The organism is Akkermansia sp. N21169, assembly GCF_029854675.1.
Lineage (GTDB): Bacteria > Verrucomicrobiota > Verrucomicrobiia > Verrucomicrobiales > Akkermansiaceae > Akkermansia.
In genome coordinates, this window is sequence record NZ_JARWNC010000039.1 from 314,268 (window position 1) to 336,831 (window position 22,564).

The window sequence follows — 22,564 nt, forward strand, 5'->3', positions numbered from 1 at the left end:
TCACAATGTCGATTTCATCCTCCAGCATATACAAGACATTCCTTGCCGTCTCCGTGGCGGCAACGGGGTGCCTTGCCCATGCAGAGGATGAGACAACGGCAGAACTGACGCGCAGAATCGAGCGCCTCGAAAAGCAGAATGCAACGCTCCGGGTATCATATGCCCAGGCTCGCAAGGACGCTGACGATGCGACTGCCAAGCTGGTGGAAATACGCTCCCGCTTGGAAGCCCTGGGAGGCGCAGCGCTCGGTAACAGCGAAGAACGACTGGTGCAAGCTGTCTCGGACCTGGAAATCCTCAACAAAAAAGTGCAGGATTTGGAACAGGTTGCCGTCAAGCTCTCCGGTGCTGTTATCGCTTATATGAAACAAGCCATTTCCGAGGAATCGGCTACCAGGCTTGCGGTGGAAAGTTCCCTCCGCGAACTGGATTCCGTCCTTGGATTCAGGCAGGCGCCCGTGCGGGATGGCGCGGGTAATTTGGCGGAAGCCCAGGTTTTGAGCATTGACAGCGACTCCGGTTTGCTGGTACTCAATGCGGGCCGAGCCGCCGGAATGCGAATCGGGATGCCGTTGGTGGTATCGCGTGGAGCTCAAATCATCGGAGAAGCCGTCGTTACCGACGTCCGCAAGGAAGTCTGCGGCGCGCTAATCCAGAAACTCCAGACGCCCGCGGAAACCGTGCGCGTGGGAGATTCTGCCTCAGTAAAGACTATCAACTAAATCATACCTTCTCTCAACCAACCCCCGACCACGAGGAAAAACCCATGGAAGTGAAAGCTGTTTATAAATACGCACGCATCTCCGCAAAAAAAATGCGTGATGTGGCTCGCGAAATCCAGGGCTTGAGCGTTTCTCAGGCTACTGACATTCTTACCTACACCCCCAAGAAGGGAGCTTATCTCCTGAACAAGACGTTGAAGTCCGCCGTTGCCAACGCGGAAAACAACAACGAACTCTCCGCTGACGAACTCGTTATCAAGTCCGTCACTGTCGATGAAGGCCCCATGATGCGTCGCACCATGCCCCGCGCCCGAGGATCCGCCAATATGATCCAGAAGCGCATGTCCCACATCACCGTCGTCCTTGCCAGCACAAAGGACTAAGACATTCTCAACTCATTACACACTATTCAGCTCAACTAATATCATGGGACAGAAAGTAAATCCGATCGGGTTCCGTCTCGCCGTGAATAAGGACTGGCGCTCCAAGTGGTATGCTACCGGGCAGGACTTTGCCAAGAAGCTCCACGAAGACCTTAAGATGCGCGATTACATCAAGAATCGCCTCATGACCGCCGCCGTTTCCAGCATCGTGATCGAACGTGCATGGAACAGCGTCCGCATCACCGTCCACACCGCACGCCCCGGTCTTGTCATTGGCCGCAAGGGTGAAGAAATCGAAAAGATGCGTCAGGATCTCCAGACCATCTGTGGTACGACCACCCAGGTCAACATCGACATCGTCGAAATCCGTACGCCTGAAACAGACGCTCAGCTCGTCGCAGAAAACGTTGCCGTTCAACTTGAACGCCGCGTCTCTTTCCGCCGCGCCATGAAGCGTGCCGTTCAGATCGCTATGGAACGCGGAGCCGATGGTATCCGTATCCGTTGCGCAGGTCGTCTCGGTGGCGCCGATATCGCCCGTGCCGAATGGTACCGCGAAGGCAAAGTGCCGCTTCAGACGCTTCGTGTGCCGATCGACTATGGTTTCGCCGAAGCCAATACGGTGTACGGTAAGATCGGTGTGAAATGCTGGGTCAACAAGCGCCCGGAAGAACAGGGACAACAGTCGCAGAGCAATCGCCCGCAAGGCCCCCGTGGTCCGCGTCGCGCCCCCCGCTCCTGAGGAGTCCGTCCCCCACAACAAGCTTAAACAATATATACTAGGAGGAATAAGACATGCCCTTAATGCCCAAAAGAGTGAAGCACCGCAAAATGCATCGCGGTAGCCGTTCCGGTAACGCCACGAGCGGTACGACGGTTGCTTTCGGTGATTTCGGTCTTCAAACACTTGACCGTGGCTGGATCACCAACAACCAGATTGAAGCCTGCCGTATTGCCATCAACCGTTATCTCAAGCGTAAAGGTAAAGTTTTCATCCGCATTTTTCCGCAGAAGTCCTTTACGTCCCGTCCCCCGGATACCCGTATGGGTAAAGGTAAGGGTGCCGTTGAAGGCTGGGTGGCCGTTGTCCGCCCCGGCAACATCCTGTTTGAAGTAGGTGGCGTTTCCGAGTCCCAGGCCCGTGAAGCTATTCGTTTGGCTTCCAACAAGCTTGGAGTCAGAACCCGCTTCGTCACTCGTCCGGGTACCCACATCGGCTAAAATTCAACACGGAACATATCTAATACAATGTCTGACAAGAATTCTGCCAAAGACCTTCGCGCCATGTCTGCCCAGGAGCTTTCCGCTCACATCCGCAGCCTTCGTGAAGAATCCTTCAATCTCCGCATCCAGCTCTCCACTGGTCAGCTGGAAAACAACCAGAGAATCCGCGCCGTCCGCAAGGAACTTGCTCGTGCCCTCACCATTCAGGGTGAATCCGCCGCTCAGTAAGGTCACGGTCGTTTAACACATAAACATTTGAGATAGCAATATGAGCGAACAAACTGAAACGGCTAAAAAGCCCGGACTTCGCAAGACGCGCGTCGGTGTTGTCATTTCCACCAAGATGGACAAGACCATCGTTGTGGAATACGTCGCCCGCGTTCCCCATCCCAAGTTCAAGAAGATCGTCAAGAAGAGCAAGAAGTTCTATGCTCACGACGAAGATAGTAAAGCCAAGGTTGGCGATAAGGTGCGTATCATTGAGACTCGCCCGCTTTCCAAGCTGAAGCGCTGGCAGCTCGTGGACATCATCACGCACTAAGCCCTGATTGGACGAATAACCATTAACTAGAAGGAGACTTGATACAATGATCCAGATGGAAACAGTTCTTCAGGTGGCCGATAACACGGGCGCCCGTTCCGCCAAAATGATTGGCGTTCTCGGCAAGCGTACCCGCCAGGCCCGCATCGGAGACATTATTACGGCTCACATCCGCGAATCCATTCCCACGGCTGCCGTGAAGAAGGGTTCCGTTGTACGTGCCGTCGTCGTCCGCACTGCAGCCCCGATCCGTCGTGACGACGGTTCCGTGCTTCGCTTTGATGGTAACGCGATCGTTATCATTGATAAGGACAACAACCCGCGCGGTACCCGTATTTTTGGACCGGTCGCTCGTGAACTCCGCGAAAAGCAGTTCATGAAGATCGTATCCCTTGCCCCCGAAGTTCTCTAAAGAACCTCGATACGCGTTTTGTAAAACCTGTCCCGGCCACAGTCGGGACAGGTTTTTTTATAGTGACGGGAGACGAATAGGAACCCTGGGGTACTCTTACTTCTTGGGAATGCTGCGACAAGGCAATGAAAATCCCCCTGGCGATTTTATGGCGCCAAGGGGATTTGAGGGGAGGAGCAAGATTTCAGAGGGTGCGTTTGAGCGCAATCCTATTCGTTCTTTTATCTGAAACAGGAGTTATATTTCCGCTTGTCGAAGTGGTAGTAGCGCGCAGCCCTGTGGGTGACATTGGTTTCCCATTCGTCCAGAGGGACGATGTAGGGCGTACTCATGACTTTTTTGTGGAAGTTGCGGATATCGAGCTTTTTCCCAAGGATAGTTTCGTGGAGGCAACGCAGTTCCTGAATGGTGAATTTGGGAGACAGGAGTTTGAAGAGGTTGTCCGGAGCGCTTGTGAGCTGTTCCCTCAAAGTCCCCAGGGCCGTGGTGATGATCAGGCCGTTGTCGAATGCCAGTTCGGGCAGTTCGTCGATGGGATACCATTTGGCAAGATAGGTCGATGAAAGCTGGCGCAATTTGGTGGAAATGCGGATCGTTGCCATGTAGGCAACGGTGATGACCATGTCTATATCCATACCCGAATCATAGCGGATCCATTTGAGATCTTCTTCGTTGGCCATGCGGGACGGAGAACCGAAAGTATGGAATTGTTTGAGCTTTTGGCGGGTAATGCCCGTGTAGGATTCAAGGATATCACTGGCAGCATTGTCCGGGTCCTCGCCTGTGAAAATCAATCGACCTGGAAGTTTATGCTTTCTGGTGACGGTGATTCCGGTCGGTAGATTGGTTTTTTCAATCAGGATGACATGGAGGCGCGATCCATCGAAACCAAATAGAACGCAGTCTGTGGAGACGTGAGGGTTGTGTGGTGGGGATTGGGTCATACGGAAGGATATGAATGTGACTTTTGAATAAAATAACGGAGGAGAAAAAATGAGACTTAGATTTCTACGTCTCCTTCGAAGACAAAGTCGGCCGGCCCGGTCAAGTGCACCTTGGTAAATGAATCTCCGTTCCGCTGGAAGCTGACCTGGAGGGTATCTCCCCCGGCAACGTCTACGGAGATAGGAGAAGGAGCTCCTGTTTTGGCCGCATGGATGAGGGCTGATGCAGTCATGCCGGTGCCGCAGGCAAGGGTTTCGTCCTCGACGCCGCGTTCGTAGGTACGGATGGCGATGTGGTCGGGTGCAAGAACTTGGACAAAATTAACATTGGTTCCTGCAGGGGCAAAGGCTTCGTGGTAACGAAGGTATGGCCCCATGGAAGCGATGTCGATGTTTAAGATGTCATCCAGAAAGACGACTGCATGGGGAACGCCCGTATTCAGGGAATGGACGGGAGCAGGAATTACTTTGTCTGCTCCGATTTTGTCCAGTTCCAACGAGTGGGGCGTGGGAAGGCTGATTGTGATGTTGCCTTCTTTCTCAAAACGTGCCCGGATGAGGCCGGCCTGTGTATCGAAGCAAAGGGTATCGGCTTCATCGTCTGTCAGGGCAGAGGCAAAGGCAGCGAAGCAACGTGCCCCGTTACCGCACATTTCGGCTTCTCCTCCATCGGCATTGTAGTAGCGCATCCGGCAGGATGCTTCCTGGCTCAGCGGAGATTCTACGGCGATGAGTCCATCGGCGCCGATGCCGAAACGGCGATCGCAAAGTGCTTCGATGGTTTCTTGATCAAGGGCGGAAGTCAGAGAAAGATCCCGGTTGTCGACCATGATGAAATCATTGCCGGCTCCGGTCATTTTATAGAAGTGTAGAAGCATATCGGTGTAAAGGAAATGGATGCGCTGCGAATGTCATCATGCTCTCGGAACATCCTGACGTCAAGCTAGAGACGTTACATGAATGTGTGTGCGTCAATATCGAGAACAGCAGTGACATCTTCGCCCAGAGGGAGATTGTCTAAAACAGTTCTGACGGTCTTCGAGATGAGACGGGCACGGGGAGCTTTCATCGTGATCTGGTACCGGAATTGACCGTGGGCTTTGGGGATGGGAGCCGGCATCGGTTCTGTGACAGACATGCCGGGAGGAGCGGCTTCGTTGATTTTCCGGTAGAGTGTTTTTGTCGCGAATGAAGCCAGATTGTCGTGGGCCGACCGGACCGTGAGCAGGGCGATGTGGGAGAAAGGTGGGAGATCGAAGGCTTGGCGCAATTCAAGTTCCTGCTCGGCAAAGCCGTCGCAATCATGGTGCCGTGCATATTGGATGGCCGGAGATTGGGGCGTGAATGTCTGGATGATGACTTCTCCGTCCAGATCTCCGCGCCCGGCTCGTCCCGCGACCTGGGTCATCAGTTGGAAGGTGCGTTCTCCAGCTCGGAGATCGGGGATATAGAGGCTAATGTCGGCATTGAGGACTCCGACGAGAGTGACGTTTGGGAAATCCAGCCCCTTGGCGATCATCTGGGTACCGAGCAGGATATCGATTTTGTTGGCCCGGAAACGGTTCAAGATGTCGCGAACGGCGTTTTTCCGTTTGGATATATCGGCATCGATGCGTGCGATTCGTGCGGATGGGAAGGTTTTCCTAAGGACTTCCTCGACTTTTTCCGTACCGTATCCCTGCAGCAGGATGTTGCCTGACTTGCAATCCGGACAGACTCTCGGAGTGATAGCCTGGAATCCGCACATATGGCAGACGAGGCGGTTTTCGGTTTTGTGGTAGGTAAGGGGAAGAGCACAGTGGGGGCAGGTCATGACCAAGCCGCACTCCGGGCATTGCAGGGAGCGGGCAAATCCTCTTCTGTTGAGAAGCAGGATGACTTGCTCTCCTTTGGAAAGGCGGGAATCAACCGCCATGCGGAGACGTTCCGAAATGATGGACGGCCCTTGCTTGTTGCGGCCTTCCGTTTTCATGTCCAGAACGCGGATAAGAGGTAGTTTCTGCCCGTCGGCGCGTTCATCCAGGCGGAGCATGGCATATTTGCCGGAGATGGCGTTTTGCGTGCTTTCCATGGATGGAGTTGCGGAACCGAGAATGATGGACGCGTGTTCCAGATGGGCACGGAGGACGGCGAGATCCCTGCCATGGTAGCGAGGGGAGTTTTCCTGTTTATAGGAACCGTCGTGTTCTTCATCGACGATGATAATGCCGAGGTTTTGTACCGGGGCGAACACGGCGGAACGCGGCCCGATGACGATCCGGGCTTTACCTTGGCGAATGGCATGCCATTCGTCGAAGCGTTCCCCGGCGGACAAAAGGCTGTGAAGAACGGCGACGGAACCGGGGAGGGAGGCGAACCGCGATTTGAATCTCTGGAGAGTTTGGGGTGTCAGTGAAATTTCCGGCACGAGAATGAGTGCGGATTGTCCCTGATTGACGATGTGCTCGACGGCTTGAAGATAGACCTCCGTTTTGCCGGATCCGGTGACACCTTGCAGGAGGATAGGTTTTTGTCCGGGGGAGCTGTGGTTATCCAGAATGCCTCTTAGAGCGGCTTGTTGGCAGGGATTAAGTGGAAGAGGGCTGCTTTCGACGAACTGTTCGTCCGCACAGGGATCCCGGTGGACAGACTCTTCTTCGAGACTGATCCAGCCTTTACGGACAAGAGCCCGGGCTGGTTCCAGAAAGGAAGTGCCGCCGATTTCCTGCAGGGGGAGACCTTCTTCTCCAGCTCCGGCAAGGGCATCGAGGATGGATCCCTGTTTGGGAGCTTTGGCAAACAGGGTGGAGATGTCGTCGTCAGACGGATGTTTGAGAAGGCGGAGGACTTTCCGCGTCTTTTCGGCGGTTCGTTCCTGCCGGACGGTTTCCGGGAGGAGGCAGCGGATCATTTGTTCCAGGGGGACGACGTAGTAGTCGGCAGCCCAGCGGGCCAGTTCCATCAGAGGGGAGGAAATGAGGGGCTCCGGGTCGATCAGGCGGAGCAAGGGCTTCAGGCGGTCCCTCCATTCCTCCGGAGATTCATGAACAAGCAGGACAGTACCGTTAGCCGGGCGGTTGCGCAAAGGTACCTGGACACGGCATCCGGGCTGGAGGGTAGTGATTCCTTCCGGGATGGCGTAGTCGAGAACGAGGTCGGACGCCCCGTCTACCAGGACTCGTACGGCTTGTGTCATGTGCGGACGTTTAGGTCTGATTCTGTCGGTCTTTTGCCCATGGGAAAGCGGGGAATACCGTTGAGATCCCTTAGAATTGCGATACTGCGGTAGCCAAGGGAGAGCATGATTTCTTCCACCTTCCGGTCCTGGTCGTAGCCTATTTCCAGAGCCACCATGCCGTCCGGAGTGAGGTAGGCAGGGGCTTCGGACAGGAATCTCTCGATGATTTCCCATCCCTGGGGGCCTCCGTAAAGGGCGCTGGCGGGGTCGAAGGTTACTTCGCGGTCCAGGGGTTCATGATCGGCGATGTAGGGAAGATTGGCCACAATGATATCGAACTTCTGCGGAGGAGAGAATGAGTGCTCTTCCCTGATGCCGGATGTTTCCGATTCTTGCTCTCCGATTTTGACCGTGTTTGCCGCCGAAGGATCTTCCTGATCAAATGCTTCAAAAAGATCGGTCTGAACCGTCGCTGCCTTGACGCCTAGTCTCATGGCATTTTCCAGGGCTAGGTCGAGAGCTTGGCGGGATATGTCCGCTAGTGTGACGTCTTGCAACCGGGAGCCAAGCTCTAAGGCGAGGGTGATGCCGATGATGCCGGAGCCCGTTCCCATGTCCAATACACGGAGGCCGGAACCTGTGGCGTATTTCAGCACAAATTCGACAAGTTCCTCGGTTTCGGGCCGTGGAATCAGAGCACGAGAATCCGTCAGGAACTCCCGTCTGTAGAATTCCGTCGTCCCGAGCAGATGCTGGAGAGGGATGCCTTGGGCTTTTTTCTTTAAAAGTTCCCGCAGGGGGAGGAGCTCGCCTTCGCTGAGAGGGCGGTCAAAATGGGAATAGAGGTACGTTCTGTTGCATTGCAAGACATGTGCCATCAAATGCTGCATGACGGAACGGGCCTCCGGACAGCCCTGTTTTGTCAGATACTCGGTACCGCTATTGAGGACTTCGAGGAGAGTTTTCATGGCATTCTTTACTGTTCCAGTCCGGCTTCGACCAAGCGTTCCTGCATTTCTGCGTGCTGGAGGCGTTCGATGACTTCCTGGAGTTCTCCCATCATGATGCCTTCCAGATTGTACGACGTGTAGCCGATGCGATGGTCGGTCATGCGGTTTTGAGGGAAGTTATAGGTACGTATTTTTTCTTCGCGTCCGCCGGAACCGATCAGGCTTCTGCGCTGGGCGGAGTATTTTTCGTGTTCCGCTCTTTGCTTCATTTCAAACAATTTGGCGCGTAGGATTTTCATCCCCTTATCCCGGTTTTTCATTTGGCTGCGTTCTTCTTCGCAACGTACCATCAAGCCCGAAGGAAGGTGAAAAATTTGTACGGCGGATTCCGTCCGGTTCACATGCTGTCCGCCAGCTCCGCCGGAACGGCAGGTTTCAATGCGCAGATCCTCCGGACGGATTTCGATATCCACTTCTTCTGCTTCCGGCAGGACGGCCACCGTCGCCGTCGATGTGTGAATGCGTCCTTGGGTTTCCGTCTCGGGCACGCGCTGGACGCGGTGGACGCCACTCTCGTACTTCATGAAACGGAACACTTCGCTGCCGGCAATGCGGCAAACGACTTCCTTGAAGCCGCCGACATCAGACGGGCTACTTTCCATATGCTCGAACTTCCAGCCGCGTTGCTCGGCATAGCGTTCGTACAGGCGCAGGAGATCTCCTGCGAACAGGGATGCTTCGTCTCCTCCGGTTCCGGCGCGTATTTCCACGATCGCATCGCGGTCTTCCGTGGTATCACGAGGGAGGAGGCTATATTGAATCTCCGTAGTCAGGTGGTCGATTTTCTTCTCGAGAGCGGGAATTTCCAATTCGGCAAGTTCGGCGATTTCCGGGTCTTCTTCTTTGGCTAGTTCACGATTGTCCGCCAATTCCCGTTCGGAATTCTTGAGATCGTTCCACGTTTCCATCATCTTTTTCAGATGGGCGTGTTCGCGCATCGTTTCCGACGCCTGCTTCTGGTCGTTGAAAAAGTCCGGCTGGGAAATAATCGTTTCCAATTCCTCCAGCCTCTGCTGCCGCTTTTCGATGAGAGAAGAATAATCCATATCGGGAACCGCCACATTGGAGCGTCCCCCATACTAAGGTACTTTGAAACTAACGTGAAGACAAAACGTCAAAAGAGAACGGAATTTTCTTGCCATTCACATGTAAATATGATTTGTTCTCCCCGCGCTTGTACCTCAAGCCCAGTCAAAAGCCCCATAGTGTAATTGGTAACACACCTGATTTTGGTTCAGTATTTCTAGGTTCGAGTCCTGGTGGGGCTGCCATCAGTTTCAAAAAGGCATCCTTTCTTAGGGTGCCTTTTTTGTGTTTGGGGTGTGTGCTGATATTCAGGTTGACGAAAAAGAATTTTCAATTCCCGACTTCGATCAATTCAGGAATTGTATAAAACATGACTTAAATGAAGCCCGGAATGAGGGAAAAAGGAAACAGCACGAAAGCTTGGCAAACGACCATACCTGTTTTTCTTTTGAACGATACAGTGTTGAGTATCAGGATGAAGGTAATTCCCGTTCCATCAGAAAATACGGGGTGGGAATGCAATGAATTGTTCCGAAAGGGACCTCGATATCTTCCTGATAGCTGTCCGTGAGAATCCTGCCATGACGTTCGCCCATTTCTGCCATGACTGAGCTGAGAGTTCTGATTTCACGGGCTTTTGTCGGAGGGGGCACGGCAATACCGTGGCGTGGAAAAAAAGACCTGTTTCTAGTCTTGCATACCAACTCATTGTGGGGACAAGAGCTCTTTTTTTGATCGGAGGTGGATTGTTTGCAAGAACGGCGAGTTGGTTTCATCTCCGCTCATTTTGACGAAGAACGGAGAAGATAATTAGACTCCTTTCCAGAATCTCTTTGCTTGTGTGTGGGTGATACCGTCCAGGTTGAGATAGCGAGTTCGGAGCAAGTGTGTATCGGAATGCCCCATTTCCAATTGGAGAGTATTCCAATTCTTGTAATAAGCGCTGTAGTAACTGGCGAACGTATGTCTTAGAATATCTTGGATCCAGGGTTGCTCTGTTCCCCAACCGGCATTTTGGCGGATTCTTTTCCATTTGAGCGACCAGTTCCTGGGGCAGATTTTGTGATTATTCGGTTGTGCATTGTCTTTTGGCTTCAATAGTTTTTTGAGAACAGGTTGGATGGTTACTTGACGGGCTCCTCCTGTTTTACTGTGCTGAGGTGGGATATAGATAGCATTGTTTTGCAGATCGACTTCTTGCCAAGTCAGTCTTTGGATTTCATGTGGACGAATGCCGGCGTACAGCATTATGGCAATAGCAGGAAGACATTCCCCGTTAAATAATCGGGCTGCCGTTTGCAAAAGTATCTTACTTTCTCCCGTAGTCAGGGTGCGAATGCGGGTTTCCTTGATAAGGGGACTTCTGACCTGGGAAATAGGATTGCTTGAACACCATCCCTTGCGGATTCCAGTCGAAAAGATTCCACTGAGAATGAGCCTTCCTTTCTGACGTTGCCTGGGTGTAGAAAAAGTTTGATCAATGTATTTACGACAATCTTCCGAGGAAATGCTACGTATTTGACGATTCGATAGCCCCGGGCAATATTTGATGAATCGATTGGCAATGTACCGGATGTCGGATTGTGTCCTTGTTCTTAAATGGATGCGTTCTTCCAGCGAAGCATGAACGCAGTCAATGAATCGGACACTTTTCTCTTTATTTTTGAGCGCTTCGCTTCCCAACCGGATACACTCCATTGCTCGTGAAACCGATTTGCCCCGTCCTTTGGAGGCAGTGATTAATTCGGTCAGGAGCATGATTGCTTCTGCGATGGAAATGTTCAATTCCCGGGTAATTTCACGGAATGTTATGTCGTTGGTAATGGAAGTGCTCATCAGCCTTACATTGTGCCTACGAATTCAGAATTCGGCATCAAGTCTAAAATGTGGGAATTGATTTTATTTTCTGTTAGCTTGTTGATGATTGAAAATTTTACAGGAGAAACGTAATTATGATGCCATATTGCAGATTGGAATGGTGTTTCTTATTCATAGTGAACATATAATGAAATAATAGTGCGAATTCTGAATTCGTATAATAGGGGCAGGAAGGAGGAAGTGTGTCGGAAAAGGCTCCATCCTCAGCATAATCGTATGGTTGTCTGAACGGCCTCTTTTCTCTTTCTTTCCCAACAAATTAATCTAAAAACAACCATGAAAATAACAAAAATCGCATTAATAGCTATTTGTAGCTTATCCGTTGTTATGTTTGATACTTCTTGCCATAAAAGCAAAGGTGGAGGTGGGAACAAATCTAACAATACTGAAAAAACAGAGGAGAAGGATACTTCTAAGGATGAAACTAAAGAAGATCAGAAAAATCCTATTGTCGAGATTGATTATGCCCCAGAAAATTTAATTAATGCAGAATTAAAAAATGTAGCTGGAGATATTTTTTATTTCTTTGGTAATTCTGCGAGATGGTCTGTTGCTGGACAATCTTATAATGGTAATGGTCTTTATGTAAAGGATACATCAACAAAAAACAAGGCAAGACTTAAATTTAGTGATCTTACTTTTGTAATGACCCAATATCCTACTTATACGTACATTAAACATTCATTTGATGGAACTATTGTATTTACAGCAGAAGATCGTGCTATTTATACTGCGTCACATACAACTGAAACAAAATCTTCGACAGGAGTAAAAAAACAAACTGCTAATGTGTCGTTTTCTTTTACGGTAAAACATGATTAATGTTTTTATTTTAATTTTTTTACTTTTAGAAGTTGCCTCGGCTCATGAGTATTACATCTCCCGACAGCAGGCTAAAATAGTACCTAACCGCATTGAGATCGGCATTGCCGATGAGGCGGGAGAGGTGGAACTATTTCCTCCGAAAGAGAACCGGGTCAGGAGAGGAACTCTTCTTGCCAAGGTCAATGCCGATGCATTGGCCTTGGAGGAAGAAGAAATTCGGCAACAGGTTCGGCAAAACAATCTTGATTCTGAAACTACCCTTTTACAATTAAAACGTCAGAAGGAGGAACTAGAATTCATAGCTGGATTGCCGTCTGAGAAAAGAATTTTTATCGGGAAAAAGATCGACACTCCTATTGACCAGCGAGCTATCAAATTACTTAACGAAAAAATCAGACTTCTCCAGGATAGAACGAAGTTGGCTAATGAAAAAATTCTGACTATTTTTCACAAGAAAAAAGCATTGAAGACGATATGCATGCCTTTTGATGGTCGTGTGCAATATCAAGTTTCTTTACCGGAACACAAAGAAGAGAAGGTTTTTGTCCAGGCGTCGACTCCCATTGTAACGGCAGTCGATGATTCTGCGTTTTTCATTGTTGTTGGTATAACGGATCCAGGATTGGCCAAGCTTGATCCAACCCTTCTATCTGTCCATCTGGAATTGGGTGGTGGTGAAAACTTACATGCTATCTGGGATCACAAGAAGATAGAAAAATCCGGGCAAGAGGAAGTTTTAGTGTATTTCTTCAAGGTGGGAAACAATGATTCAGACAAAGCTTGGGGACTTCTCGGTTCTAATACCGTGGTTCGGTTATGCTACCGTGGTGACGATACTTGCCTCTACGAGGCGAAATTTACATTGGCTCGCGAAGCTAAAAACGTTCCTTTCGAAACATGGGAAAAACTAGTTGAAATACTGAGGCCCGGTTACTGTATTGTTTTTGTAGGGGAAACTCATTTGTGCCTCCGCAAAAAACAGGTTCCATGAAATCGACTCTTCTCATTGTCCTCTATTTGATCAAGGACATGTTTTACCGATGGTTAATGAGAATTTCCTGTCCTTTATCGCGTTTTCTCGTGGTTCTCTTTCTCTGTTTTTGTGCATTTGTTTTCCTAAGTAGCTACATTATTTCCATTAAGGCATTGGAGGAACGTATCCAGAGCAGCGGAGCGGATTTGATTGTTGTTACGGAATTTGTGTCGGGGACATCTTGTGTCCACGCTTCCGGTTATACAATTATTCCGTCTCAGTCTGACGAATATGAACTCCATTTATTTCATGAGCCGTTTCTATCTGCTATGATTGGAGAACAGTTTTATCCTCTTGTTGAGTATATGCCTATTTCTACTAGATTGTTTGAAAATGTACTTGGATGCGGGAATGGAATTTGTATCCTTCCCAAGGAGCCTTGTGAGACTATTTCTCCCATGGATTGTACTGTGGACGATCATTTAGTCCACGCTGTTACTTTACCTGATTCCTCCTATCCTATGCTTCGAAGGATTTATCAGGGGGGAGCAGTTTTTTTCCCATATGGGACACTTCATGGAATTTGGAATACTGGATTCACAAGGAAGTATGTTTTGAGGGTAAAATGTGCGGACGAAGTGCATGTAGGGATTTTGGAGGATACGATCAATCAGCTTATTCGGCTGGATAAAAAAAGCATGGGTCTTGTCAGCAGCCGTTCTCTTCTGGGAGAGCTGGCGCAGTTGCGTTCGTCGCAATATTTGTTTCGCGTGTGGGTTTCCATTGGTATTTCAGCAATCATTTGTCTGTTGCTTACGTCGATTTCTTCTCTTGAATTTCGACAGAATGAATATGTATATGCGTTGATGGGGAGTTTTGGGGTGAGCCGGATGATGTTGTTTGGTTCGTTTTTAGTGGAGAATACACTTTTGGTTTCTGGTGGTTTTGCTGCGTCTCTGGGGTGCTTGTGGGGAGTGAGGAGGTTTATTTCATCGGATCTGTATAAATCACCTGGTTTGACAATTGAATGGTGGGAATTGTCGGACGATATACGGACATTTTGTCTGTCGTTTGGCATCTGTATTCTTGTCTCTTGTATTCCCATTGCGTGTTCAATTTATAGGCCGATCGGGAGGGTTTTAAAATAGTGTTTCTGCAATGATTTCTTTTATCAGAGTTCTTGTTGTTTTGTGTGTTTTGATAGAGGCGGGGTGTTCTCCTGAACAACGTCTCGAGCGCGCTCGTACAGAATTGATGGAACAATACGCCAGTATTCCTAATTATGATTTTTTGCTGGAGCGCCGATTGAGCTGGAACGATGCTTTGGCGATGCTGGAGAAGAACAATCTTGAATATAATCAGGCACTTAAGGAATGGCGTGATGCGAAAAGTAAGGAGAACAAGGTTTATCGTGATCTGATCCCATTGGTCAATCTCGGTTATTATTACAATACTGCTTTATTGAATCAGGGAGGAATGGGATACGGGGATGAAAAAAATTATAATATGAATATTATATTCAATATTCCGGCGCTGACTCAAATCCCGATTGATCATTACACGAGTTCTTTGATTGCATTCAAAGCGCTCAAGAATTGTGAATTGAAGAAGAGGGAACTGGTGGCGAAACTTTACCAGATATTTCGGGAATATGATCTTGATGCGAGAGAGAATGCGTTAGCCGGAGATGTATACGTGTACGATGAGATTCTAAGGAAGGAGCAACAGAGACAACATGAACTTGAAATGCGCAAAAAATGGGGACAGTTATGTATGCTGATCAATGATTATTCGGCAAGATGGCATCCTGTTGGTGCGACGGTACCGGCGGTGTCGTGGAATCAGTACAGGAAACTGGTTACAGCTCCCGGAGATTTAACGCAAATAATGATGGCAATGGAGTTGGAGGCTTCAAGACTAAAAAAAATCGGGGTTCAGTTGCGGTATTGGCCAACGGTTCAGGTGGATTTTTATAGTCCCAGATTGTTTAGTATGAGCGGCGGTAATGATACGGGATTTATGGGAGGAGGCAATGACGTGCGGATTAATATGAATTTTTATTTACAATTGGATACTCGCCTTGATGTGTGGAGGGATCTGAAGGAGGCGAAGGCTTCACATGAATTGCTGGTCCGGTTGCTTCGACAAAAAATGTTTGAATTTAAGGAAAAGACGGCTTTGCTGGTTAAGAGCTGGGATATGTATCGGGAGTGGAAGTCTGCGATGGAAGAATATGATGCTTTCCGACGGAAGCATGGGGCATTGGACCCTGAAAGCGTCAAAAGCCTGTACGATGCATCTCTGGAATTAAAGAAGGAAACCATCGCGCGCGAACGGGAGAACCTGGAACGTGAATGCGCTCTGATTCAGGAATATGGGATTGGGCAAGGACGATGAAGCGAAAGGTAGAACGGACTCTTTTATTTTGCCTGTCTTCCTCCTTTGGAAGATTGGAAAAGTACTGCATTGAGAAATTCTGGTTTCAGGATATACCCGGAAGAGTTTCCGTAATTAATTCTCTATCCCGGCAGGCAGAATATTTCAAACACCGGGTTTCCTCAATCCCACCCGGATGTCTCTTGGGGTGAAGGGCTTGTAACCTTCTTTGTCGGTCATGTGGTTCGTTCAACTTCAATGATACAGGAGTGTAGTTCCTGCATTGAGCCCGTCTATTTGGACAGTGGCTCTTGTCGGAGAACTGCAACAATTGATGGTTTGCTTCTTTTTGTTGATGTTCGAACAACAGGAGGAATAGTATTGATGTAGTTGTTAAGATGAAATATTTTTGGAAGCTTATCATGATGGTTGGACTTTATTCATTTTTAGATAAAATAATGTTTTCCTATGTTTATATATAAAATAAGACCCCATGAGCCGAAGGCCCATGGGGAATGATGAATCCAATTGTTGTATAGAATATTATTACGGTTTGCCGAATACTTCCAGTTCTCCGATAATGAGGGGCTGGTCGGTACCCAGGGATTCGATCCGGAGTCCTCGTGCCTGGACGGGTTCGGGGAGTTCCCATATTTCAGTACCGGGAACGGGAGTTCCGTCAGAGTGAAATTCTTTTTCAGCGACGATTTCTTTGTTGGCGTTGGCCAATTTGATGGAGAATTTGGTCATGGAACCAAGCTGGGCGTTATCAACGGGGGCGTGGATGACGATGCGGCTGACGGGACGTTCGTTGTCTTTGCCGAAGTCGACGGCGAACCATGAGGGTTTGTCTGGATCCGGGTTGGTGGCGGCGATACTTTCCTTATCTCCGTCAATGAGTTTTTCCGCTTCGTAAGCGGAGAGGTGTTTGAAGGGTTCGTTGGAGCGTACTTTGACGTTGCTTTCGCGGCACCAGTTGGTGAGTCCTTTTGTATCGGTGGGGGAAACGTCAACCGGAGCGGGTTGGACGGCGGCCGGAGTAACGGGGGCTGGAGAAGGAGTTGGCGTAGGTGCTGTAACAGGGGCGGGAGAGGCTGCCGGGGTGGCTGCCTGCTTCCTGGCTTCTCGTGTTTGCGCTTCGCGGATCCAGCCATTCTGGCGTTCTACTTTGGCTTTTTCAGCTTGGAGGGCTTTGATTTCCTTGCTGGTATCCAGCATGTCCAGCCTGTAAGAAACAGAGATGGCAGCCAAGGCTATGCCGATGATGAGAGCGGGGATGAGGTAGAAGTACAGGATGGGGGCTCCCTTACGCTTGGCGGCTTCTTTGCTGAGGGCGGTTACGTTGGGAAGGGCGGATTTGCGGGGTTTCCTGACGGTTTTGGTGTCGCATCCGGGCAGGATGTTTTCCAGTTCGGAGACGAGTTCCAGGCAGGAAGCAAAACGTGCGTCCGGATTGGGGTTGATTGCTTTGGCTGTCAGGAGGTCTACTTCTTCGCTGCATTTGCAGTGGTTGGAGGGCATTTCAAAGCCGGTTCCGGAGGGAGTTTTGCCGGTGAGCATGAAGTAGAGGAGGAGGCCGAGAGAGTAGATGTCGGATTTGGACGTTTTACGGGCCCCGGCGGTCAATGATTCCGGCGCGAAGAATTCGAGTTGGGTTTTATCCGTCAGCAGGGGGGAGATGTTGAAGGGGATGATTTTGGGAATTTTGCCTCCAACCATGGAAATGAGAGCCGGAGTGATGCGTCCATGGTAGATGCCTTTGTTGTGGGCCAGGGAGAGGCCGAGGGCGAGGCCGCGGGTGTAGATCAGAGCATCTTTAGGTTTGATGCCTTCTCCCAGGCGGATTTGAATCAGGCTGGGGGCAGGCTCTTCTTCAGCAGCAATGTAGAGGTATTGTCCGTCTGCTGAGGTACCTGTTTCTGAGATCCCGACGAGATTGGGATGTTGGAATTTGACTGTTTCCGCAACATCCATCATGAAGGATTCGCTCCATCCGACGGTGGCGGCCAGAGATGTGGGGACGATGTAAAGGATGAGCTGCCTCTGTCCGCTTGCAGTGGTGACCTGATAGGTGGCCGGCAGGGAGGCTGAGGAGATAAGCCCCGTGACGATGAACTGCGGAAAGGACTGTTGCAGGATTTCTGCAGAAGGTACGGTTGTTTCCATGGAGAATAATGGGACGATGCTTATTAAAGATAACAGATTTGGTTGTACAGGCAAAACAAATGTACACGGACAGTTTAGTGGGTGACTGTCCGGGGGAGTTTCATAGGAGGATTTGACTGCCAGAGAACAGGTTTGGCGGTGAAGTCCTGACGTGTGAACGGGATGTTGTTGTCTTGAAGATGCAGTCTGAGGATGCGGCGAAGTTCCAGGGCGGCCGGGATACACTCCTGGACGCTGTGGCCGGCAGGAACGATTTTTTCCGATTGGGCCCAGTCGAGGTGGGATGAGTAGTAGGCTACGATGCCATCGGAAGAGTTGGGGGTGTTGTTTCGTCCCCGGTCTCCGATGATGGAGTGGACGGGGATTCTATCGGAGGGGCGTATTTCCTGGATGCCCGTGATAAATGGCGAGGAAGGGGAGAGCTGGCGGATGCTGGTAAGTTCCTCTTCAATTTTCATGGGATTGAGGAGGAGCATATTGTTACTGAGCGTTCCTGTACGGACTACTTCCAACAGGATGGCTTCCGGGAGAGTGATAAGTTTTTGTCCAATCCGTCCTACCCATGAGTCGGCAAAGCGGGAACCCCGGTGAGGAGTTGCCATGAAGACGATGCGGGATGTCTGTTGGGGAGGATTGAAGATGAAGGATTCCCGGAGTTTTTTGTCGTGTTCGAGGTCGGCTTGGGACGAAGGCAGCAGTTCTTCAAGCCGTGCTGTAACCTGGTCGTACGTCAGGGATCTGGCATTATTCATGCCTTTGATGAGTTTTTCCAGCATTCCCCAGGGGTGTTCCGAGTTGTTCATTCTGGTGATAAGGCCGCCCATGGAGTGACCGATCATGACCATTTTGTTGATGGGGCTGTTACGATCAGGAGTACCGTATTCGTCAAAAATGTATTGAAGGGCGTCGCGCTGGGCTTGTGCGGATTTGGCCCAGGGAATGCCGGATGGGTAGCCGAAGAACCAGAATTGGTAGTTGTGGCGGATAACGGGATCGGCCAGGAGGCGATTGGTGATGTTGGCGAATGTAGCCGGGGAGGACATGAGTCCGTGGGTGAAGAGGACGGGGATTTTTTTCGGAGAATAAGGCTCGGAGAAATAAAGGCCCATGTAGTTGACCGCTTTTTTAGGGCGGAAGGCACCGAGGATACCGGCGTTGGAAATGTCTTCACGATCCCAGAACAGGGAGATAGGGGCGGAGAAGTCGGCTGCCAGGGCTTGTTGAGTTGATCCGACGTTGACGGAGTCTTCAAGAAGACGGGGGATGAACCGCATGGCGGGTTTGCCGTTGACAGGGTGGTCGAAGTCCAGGATTGCCGTCAGGGTGTGGATGTTGCCGCTGTCTTTTAGAGACTCGTTTTGTCTTTTGACGGCATTTTTATTTCTTTTGACGATGCCGGCCAGTGGGATGCCCAGACCTTCAACGGTAACGCGTTCTTCCAAGTGGAAGCTGGTCTGGATTTTAGAACAGGGAATGACGTCTTCGTAGGTGCGGTAGTCGCGGTCGTTGCCAAGGGCGGAGGTTTCGACGGCGAAAGCTCCGGAAGGGGCTTGGATTCGGTCTCCGGAGTGCTCATTGAGTTTACGCCCGCGTTCCAGAAGGGTGAATACCGCATGGTTGTATTGATTGAGGGCACCGGGCCATTCCTTCTTCCTGGAGGGATTTCCGAGGATGTCCCATGCCTTTTTGGCAAGGGCTACCTGGTCAATGTCGGAGGGTTCTCTGGAGTTGTAGATTTCTCTTGTATCCGGTGCATACGGAGGAGAACATGAAAGGGGCAGAAGGGTGGAGGCAAGAAGGACGATGGATAAGAGGTGTTTCATGACTCCGGCGGTGTTGCAGTTGTACGGGCTTGGCTGGGCTCAGGATAGCATGGATACTGCTTTCTCAACTGCCGTCAGAGCGGTGCAAATTTCAGTCTCGGTGTTGTAAACGGAGAATGAGAATCGCGTGGTGCCGGTGGCTCCGATGCATGCCATCAGGGGCTGGCAGCAGTGGTGGCCGGTACGGACGGCAATCCCCATCTGATCCAGAAGGGTGCCGATATCGTAGTGATGGATGTTGTCGGCGATGATGGAGATGACGGCTCCGTGCTTGCCGTTTTCACCCAGAATGCGGATGCCGGGGATGGTCCGAAGGCCGCTCAGCATGGTATTGACGAGGTGTTGCTCGTGTTCGGCGATGGCGTCCAGTCCGATGTTTTGGACGAAGCGGATGGCTTCGGCCATGGCAATGGCGCCTTCGATATTGGGAGTGCCTGCCTCGTATTTGAAGGGGAGAGTGTTGTAGGTAGTACCGCCGAAAGTGACTTCGCGGATCATTTCACCGCCGCCCATCCAGGGGGGGAGACTGTCAAGGAGGTCGTATTTGCCCCAAAGTGCGCCAATACCAGTGGGGGCATAGAGTTTGTGACCGGAGAAGGCGAGTAGGTCGCATCCGAGTTCTTGAACGTCGATGGCGTGGTGGCTGACGGACTGGGCGGCATCAATGAGCACGATGGTGTCCGGATTGTTGGCCTTGGCCATGGCGATGACTTGGCGAATGGGGTTGATTATGCCGATGGCATTGGAAATATGGGCGACTGAAACGATTTTCGTCTTCGGTGTCAGGAGGCGTTCATAGGCCTGAAGATCCCATGTTTGGGAGTCGGTGATGGGGATGACTTTGATGATGGCTCCCGTGCGTTCGGCCATCATTTGCCATGGGACGATGTTGGAGTGGTGCTCCGAGGCGGATAGGATGATTTCATCCCCCTTGCCGATTCTACCGGAGAAGCCGATGACGGATGCGGCGAGGTTGATGCCCATGGTACAACCCGAAGTGAAGAGGACTTCTTCAGGGCGGCTGGCTCCGATGAAGTTTGCCGTGACGATGCGGGCCTGTTCGTGGGCTTCCGTAGCGATTTGGCTAAGGTGGTGGGCTCCACGATGGATGTTGGAGTTGTAAAGCTCGTAGTATTTTCGGGAAGCATCGAGGACGGCCAAGGGTTTTTGAGTTGTGGCGGCGTTGTCCAGATAGATCAGCTGCTTGCCATGGACGATGGTGTCCAGAATCGGGAACTGGGATCTGATATGGGATAGGTCAAGCATGGCTAGGAGGCGAGGGAAGGGTTTTTGCGGATTTCATCCCATCCTCCTTCGAGGATGTAGATGGGGGCTTGAAGCTGGAAGCCTTTTAACATTTCGGCGATTTCCGATGCAGCATTGCAACTGCGGTCGCAGAAGACAACGATGCATTTGTCATCAATGCCCGCCTGGTGGAGGACTGGCAGGGCTTTGGCCAGAAGGTCCGCTGCTTTTTCATCGTTGCGGATGGAAAGAACCTGACCGTTTTTGACGGTTCCGCGTTCAAAGGCATCCTGATTTCTTGCATCGATCCAGACGATTTTAGAGTATCCCCATTGTTTGAGGACGGTTGTCAGGCAGATATGCCCTTCGGACAGTTTACTCGGGTCGCAGGGAGGGGTTCGGTTGGGCTCCATCCAGCGGTAGTCGGCATAAGCGAGGAGGGCCGCCAGGACGAGGGCACCGAAGATCAGGCGGAGCGCCTGGTAGATGGTTTCTTTATACTTGTTCATTTGTCCCGGGAGGGAGGCGTAATGGTAAGCATGCCGACGTAGCGGGAGTAGCGGGGAATTTTACTGTCCGTAAGGACCCAGAATGTATTGCAGAGTGGGGTAGCCGTTTGGAGAGGCGTGATGATGATTTTGTACACTTCTCCTTTACGGACGGTTACCGGTTCGTACTTGAAGTCTTTGCCGGCGAGGCTGAATTCCGTTAGTTTGACGCCGGAGGCCGGGTCAACTGTGACGGTGATGGTCTGGGGGGCAGCGGGGGAACCTTGGGGCCAGTTCAGCTGGCGCGTTGAGAGGTGGACGATTTCCGGAACGCGGACACGGAGTGTCAAGTCGTAGGTTTTCCCATCGGCAATGACGGTTAATTTTTTTGCATCGGAACCGGAGAACATGCCTATCTTCATAGTGGCGGAGACGACGCAGCTTTCACCGGGAGCGAGCACTTTTTTATTGCCGGCGAATCCGGCTTCCGTGCATTCGCAATTGGCTTTGATCGATTCCAGCTTAACCGGAGCATCCGATGTGTTTTTAAACGGAAAAGCGAATGAGACTGTTTCTTCGTCAGACTTGGCGGAGATGGTTTGTTCCGTCCGTTCAAATGCGAGTTCTCCGGCTATGGCCATGGAGGAGGTCACTAGGAAGAGGGTCGGGAGAATGAGGGGAAGGAGTTTCATTGTGAGGAAAGGCGCGTGTGAGACTGCTCAGGATGAAGGGGCTTCTCCCCGATTGGGGCTTTTTTTGCCGCTTTCAATGAGGAAGGAGCTGATGATGAAGAGGACGGCGGCGATACAGATGCAGGAATCGGCTACGTTGAAGGCCGGCCATGTGTAGTTGATCCATGGGATGGTGATGTCTACAAAATCCACGACGTAGCCTCCTGTCAGGCAATCCCAGAAGGAATTGGCCCCTTGCAGGTGCTGCTGGTTGAGGATGAAGCCTTGAATGAGGCGATCCGTCAGGTTGCCGGCGACTCCTGCAAGAAGGAGCGCCCATGCAATCCTGAGGAGAGGAGTGTTGAAGAAGCCTCTGCGAAAGGCACAGACCAGAATGCTTATGGCGGCGATAGGAATTGCCATGAAGACGTAGGAGGACCATGCCGTACCGTTGCCAAGACCAAATGCTACCCCCGTGTTGTGAACGCGGACGATGTTGAATATGCCGTCGATGATGGGTACTGTATCCGAAGCGATCATGAATCCGGCGTCAGTGATGCGCGGAGTCGGAAGATCGAAGTTGTAGACGATGATGAGCTTGGTGACTTGGTCAAGGATGAAGCATCCGATCATCAAGGCAAGCAAACCCTTGGAGAGGTGGCCGGCGGCTGTTTTGGAGCTGGTCATGGTTCCGGAATGT

The 22,564-nt window shown here is 50.9% G+C and carries 23 protein-coding genes and 1 tRNA gene; 12 read left to right on the plus strand and 12 right to left on the minus strand.

Going from position 1 to position 22,564, the window contains the following annotated elements:
- Positions 1–5 precede the first annotated feature (5 nt).
- From QET40_RS09020 to rplN, 7 genes are read left to right on the plus strand one after another with little or no spacing between them, the layout of a single operon-like run.
- Positions 6–722, plus strand: a complete 717-nt coding sequence (locus tag QET40_RS09020; protein ID WP_280126844.1) for a hypothetical protein — start codon at positions 6–8, stop codon at positions 720–722.
- Between the two features lie 44 nt (positions 723–766).
- Positions 767–1,105 (plus strand): 50S ribosomal protein L22, encoded by a 339-nt coding sequence (rplV, locus tag QET40_RS09025; protein WP_280126845.1) that lies wholly within the window; start codon positions 767–769, stop codon positions 1,103–1,105.
- 43 nt (positions 1,106–1,148) lie between these two features.
- Complete coding sequence (gene rpsC / locus QET40_RS09030) at positions 1,149–1,847, plus strand: 30S ribosomal protein S3 (protein WP_280126846.1); 699 nt, start codon at positions 1,149–1,151, stop codon at positions 1,845–1,847.
- Positions 1,848–1,900: 53 nt separating this feature from the next.
- On the plus strand, positions 1,901–2,326 hold the full coding sequence (gene rplP, locus QET40_RS09035) for a 50S ribosomal protein L16 (RefSeq protein WP_280126847.1): 426 nt from the start codon (positions 1,901–1,903) through the stop codon (positions 2,324–2,326).
- Between the two features lie 27 nt (positions 2,327–2,353).
- Entirely contained in the window at positions 2,354–2,557 is a 204-nt protein-coding gene (gene rpmC, locus QET40_RS09040) for a 50S ribosomal protein L29 (protein WP_280126848.1), read from the plus strand.
- A 40-nt stretch (positions 2,558–2,597) separates the two neighbouring features.
- Positions 2,598–2,870: a 30S ribosomal protein S17 gene (gene rpsQ, locus QET40_RS09045; protein ID WP_280126849.1), complete on the plus strand. Its 273-nt coding sequence runs from the start codon at positions 2,598–2,600 to the stop codon at positions 2,868–2,870.
- Between the two features lie 46 nt (positions 2,871–2,916).
- Entirely contained in the window at positions 2,917–3,282 is a 366-nt protein-coding gene (gene rplN / locus QET40_RS09050) for a 50S ribosomal protein L14 (RefSeq protein ID WP_280126850.1), read from the plus strand.
- A 221-nt stretch (positions 3,283–3,503) separates the two neighbouring features.
- On the opposite strand, the gene QET40_RS09055 is transcribed toward rplN, so the two are convergent.
- The 5 genes from QET40_RS09055 to prfA form a co-directional block, all read right to left on the minus strand.
- Positions 3,504–4,226, minus strand: a complete 723-nt coding sequence (locus QET40_RS09055) for a DNA mismatch repair protein MutT (RefSeq protein WP_280126851.1) — start codon at positions 4,224–4,226, stop codon at positions 3,504–3,506.
- 56 nt (positions 4,227–4,282) lie between these two features.
- Positions 4,283–5,104 (minus strand): diaminopimelate epimerase, encoded by an 822-nt coding sequence (dapF, locus tag QET40_RS09060; protein WP_280126852.1) that lies wholly within the window; start codon positions 5,102–5,104, stop codon positions 4,283–4,285.
- A 74-nt stretch (positions 5,105–5,178) separates the two neighbouring features.
- Entirely contained in the window at positions 5,179–7,401 is a 2,223-nt protein-coding gene (gene priA / locus QET40_RS09065) for a primosomal protein N' (RefSeq protein WP_280126853.1), read from the minus strand.
- Positions 7,398–8,351 (minus strand): peptide chain release factor N(5)-glutamine methyltransferase, encoded by a 954-nt coding sequence (gene prmC, locus QET40_RS09070; RefSeq protein WP_280126854.1) that lies wholly within the window; start codon positions 8,349–8,351, stop codon positions 7,398–7,400. The genes priA and prmC overlap by 4 nt, the downstream gene beginning before the upstream one ends.
- An 8-nt stretch (positions 8,352–8,359) precedes the next feature.
- Positions 8,360–9,439 carry a peptide chain release factor 1 gene (gene prfA, locus QET40_RS09075; protein ID WP_280126855.1) on the minus strand — a complete coding sequence of 360 codons (1,080 nt, stop codon included), beginning with the start codon at positions 9,437–9,439 and terminating at the stop codon, positions 8,360–8,362.
- A 150-nt stretch (positions 9,440–9,589) separates the two neighbouring features.
- On the opposite strand from prfA, the gene QET40_RS09080 reads away from it, so the two are divergent.
- Positions 9,590–9,664: transfer RNA gene (locus QET40_RS09080), tRNA-Gln, on the plus strand.
- A 565-nt stretch (positions 9,665–10,229) separates the two neighbouring features.
- On the opposite strand, the gene QET40_RS09085 is transcribed toward QET40_RS09080, so the two are convergent.
- Positions 10,230–11,255 (minus strand): tyrosine-type recombinase/integrase, encoded by a 1,026-nt coding sequence (locus QET40_RS09085; protein WP_280126856.1) that lies wholly within the window; start codon positions 11,253–11,255, stop codon positions 10,230–10,232.
- 318 nt (positions 11,256–11,573) lie between these two features.
- Between QET40_RS09085 and QET40_RS09090 the strand changes: the two genes are divergently transcribed.
- The 4 genes from QET40_RS09090 to QET40_RS09105 are packed head-to-tail and all read left to right on the plus strand — an operon-like array spanning position 11,574 to position 15,492.
- The gene (locus QET40_RS09090) at positions 11,574–12,119 is read left to right on the plus strand and encodes a hypothetical protein (RefSeq protein WP_280126857.1); all 546 of its coding nucleotides are present in this window, start codon (positions 11,574–11,576) and stop codon (positions 12,117–12,119) included.
- Complete coding sequence (locus tag QET40_RS09095) at positions 12,112–13,113, plus strand: hypothetical protein (RefSeq protein WP_280126858.1); 1,002 nt, start codon at positions 12,112–12,114, stop codon at positions 13,111–13,113. Before QET40_RS09090 ends, QET40_RS09095 begins: the two co-directional genes overlap by 8 nt.
- Complete coding sequence (locus QET40_RS09100; RefSeq protein ID WP_280126859.1) at positions 13,110–14,243, plus strand: FtsX-like permease family protein; 1,134 nt, start codon at positions 13,110–13,112, stop codon at positions 14,241–14,243. Before QET40_RS09095 ends, QET40_RS09100 begins: the two co-directional genes overlap by 4 nt.
- A gap of 10 nt (positions 14,244–14,253) precedes the next feature.
- Positions 14,254–15,492 (plus strand): hypothetical protein, encoded by a 1,239-nt coding sequence (locus tag QET40_RS09105; protein WP_280126860.1) that lies wholly within the window; start codon positions 14,254–14,256, stop codon positions 15,490–15,492.
- Positions 15,493–16,017: 525 nt separating this feature from the next.
- Here the strand turns inward: QET40_RS09105 and QET40_RS09110 are convergent.
- The 6 genes from QET40_RS09110 to QET40_RS09135 all read right to left on the minus strand — a co-directional run bounded on the left by QET40_RS09110 (position 16,018) and on the right by QET40_RS09135 (position 22,551).
- Positions 16,018–17,637, minus strand: coding sequence for a discoidin domain-containing protein (locus tag QET40_RS09110; protein WP_280126861.1), 1,620 nt, complete (start codon positions 17,635–17,637; stop codon positions 16,018–16,020).
- A gap of 74 nt (positions 17,638–17,711) precedes the next feature.
- The gene (locus QET40_RS09115) at positions 17,712–19,460 is read right to left on the minus strand and encodes an alpha/beta hydrolase (protein WP_280126862.1); all 1,749 of its coding nucleotides are present in this window, start codon (positions 19,458–19,460) and stop codon (positions 17,712–17,714) included.
- Positions 19,461–19,499: 39 nt separating this feature from the next.
- Complete coding sequence (locus QET40_RS09120; RefSeq protein ID WP_280126863.1) at positions 19,500–20,726, minus strand: cysteine desulfurase; 1,227 nt, start codon at positions 20,724–20,726, stop codon at positions 19,500–19,502.
- A gap of 2 nt (positions 20,727–20,728) precedes the next feature.
- Complete coding sequence (locus QET40_RS09125) at positions 20,729–21,214, minus strand: rhodanese-like domain-containing protein (RefSeq protein WP_280126864.1); 486 nt, start codon at positions 21,212–21,214, stop codon at positions 20,729–20,731.
- Positions 21,211–21,885, minus strand: coding sequence for a DUF1573 domain-containing protein (locus QET40_RS09130; RefSeq protein WP_280126865.1), 675 nt, complete (start codon positions 21,883–21,885; stop codon positions 21,211–21,213). Before QET40_RS09130 ends, QET40_RS09125 begins: the two co-directional genes overlap by 4 nt.
- A 27-nt stretch (positions 21,886–21,912) precedes the next feature.
- Entirely contained in the window at positions 21,913–22,551 is a 639-nt protein-coding gene (locus QET40_RS09135; protein ID WP_280126866.1) for a signal peptidase II, read from the minus strand.
- Positions 22,552–22,564 lie beyond the last annotated feature (13 nt).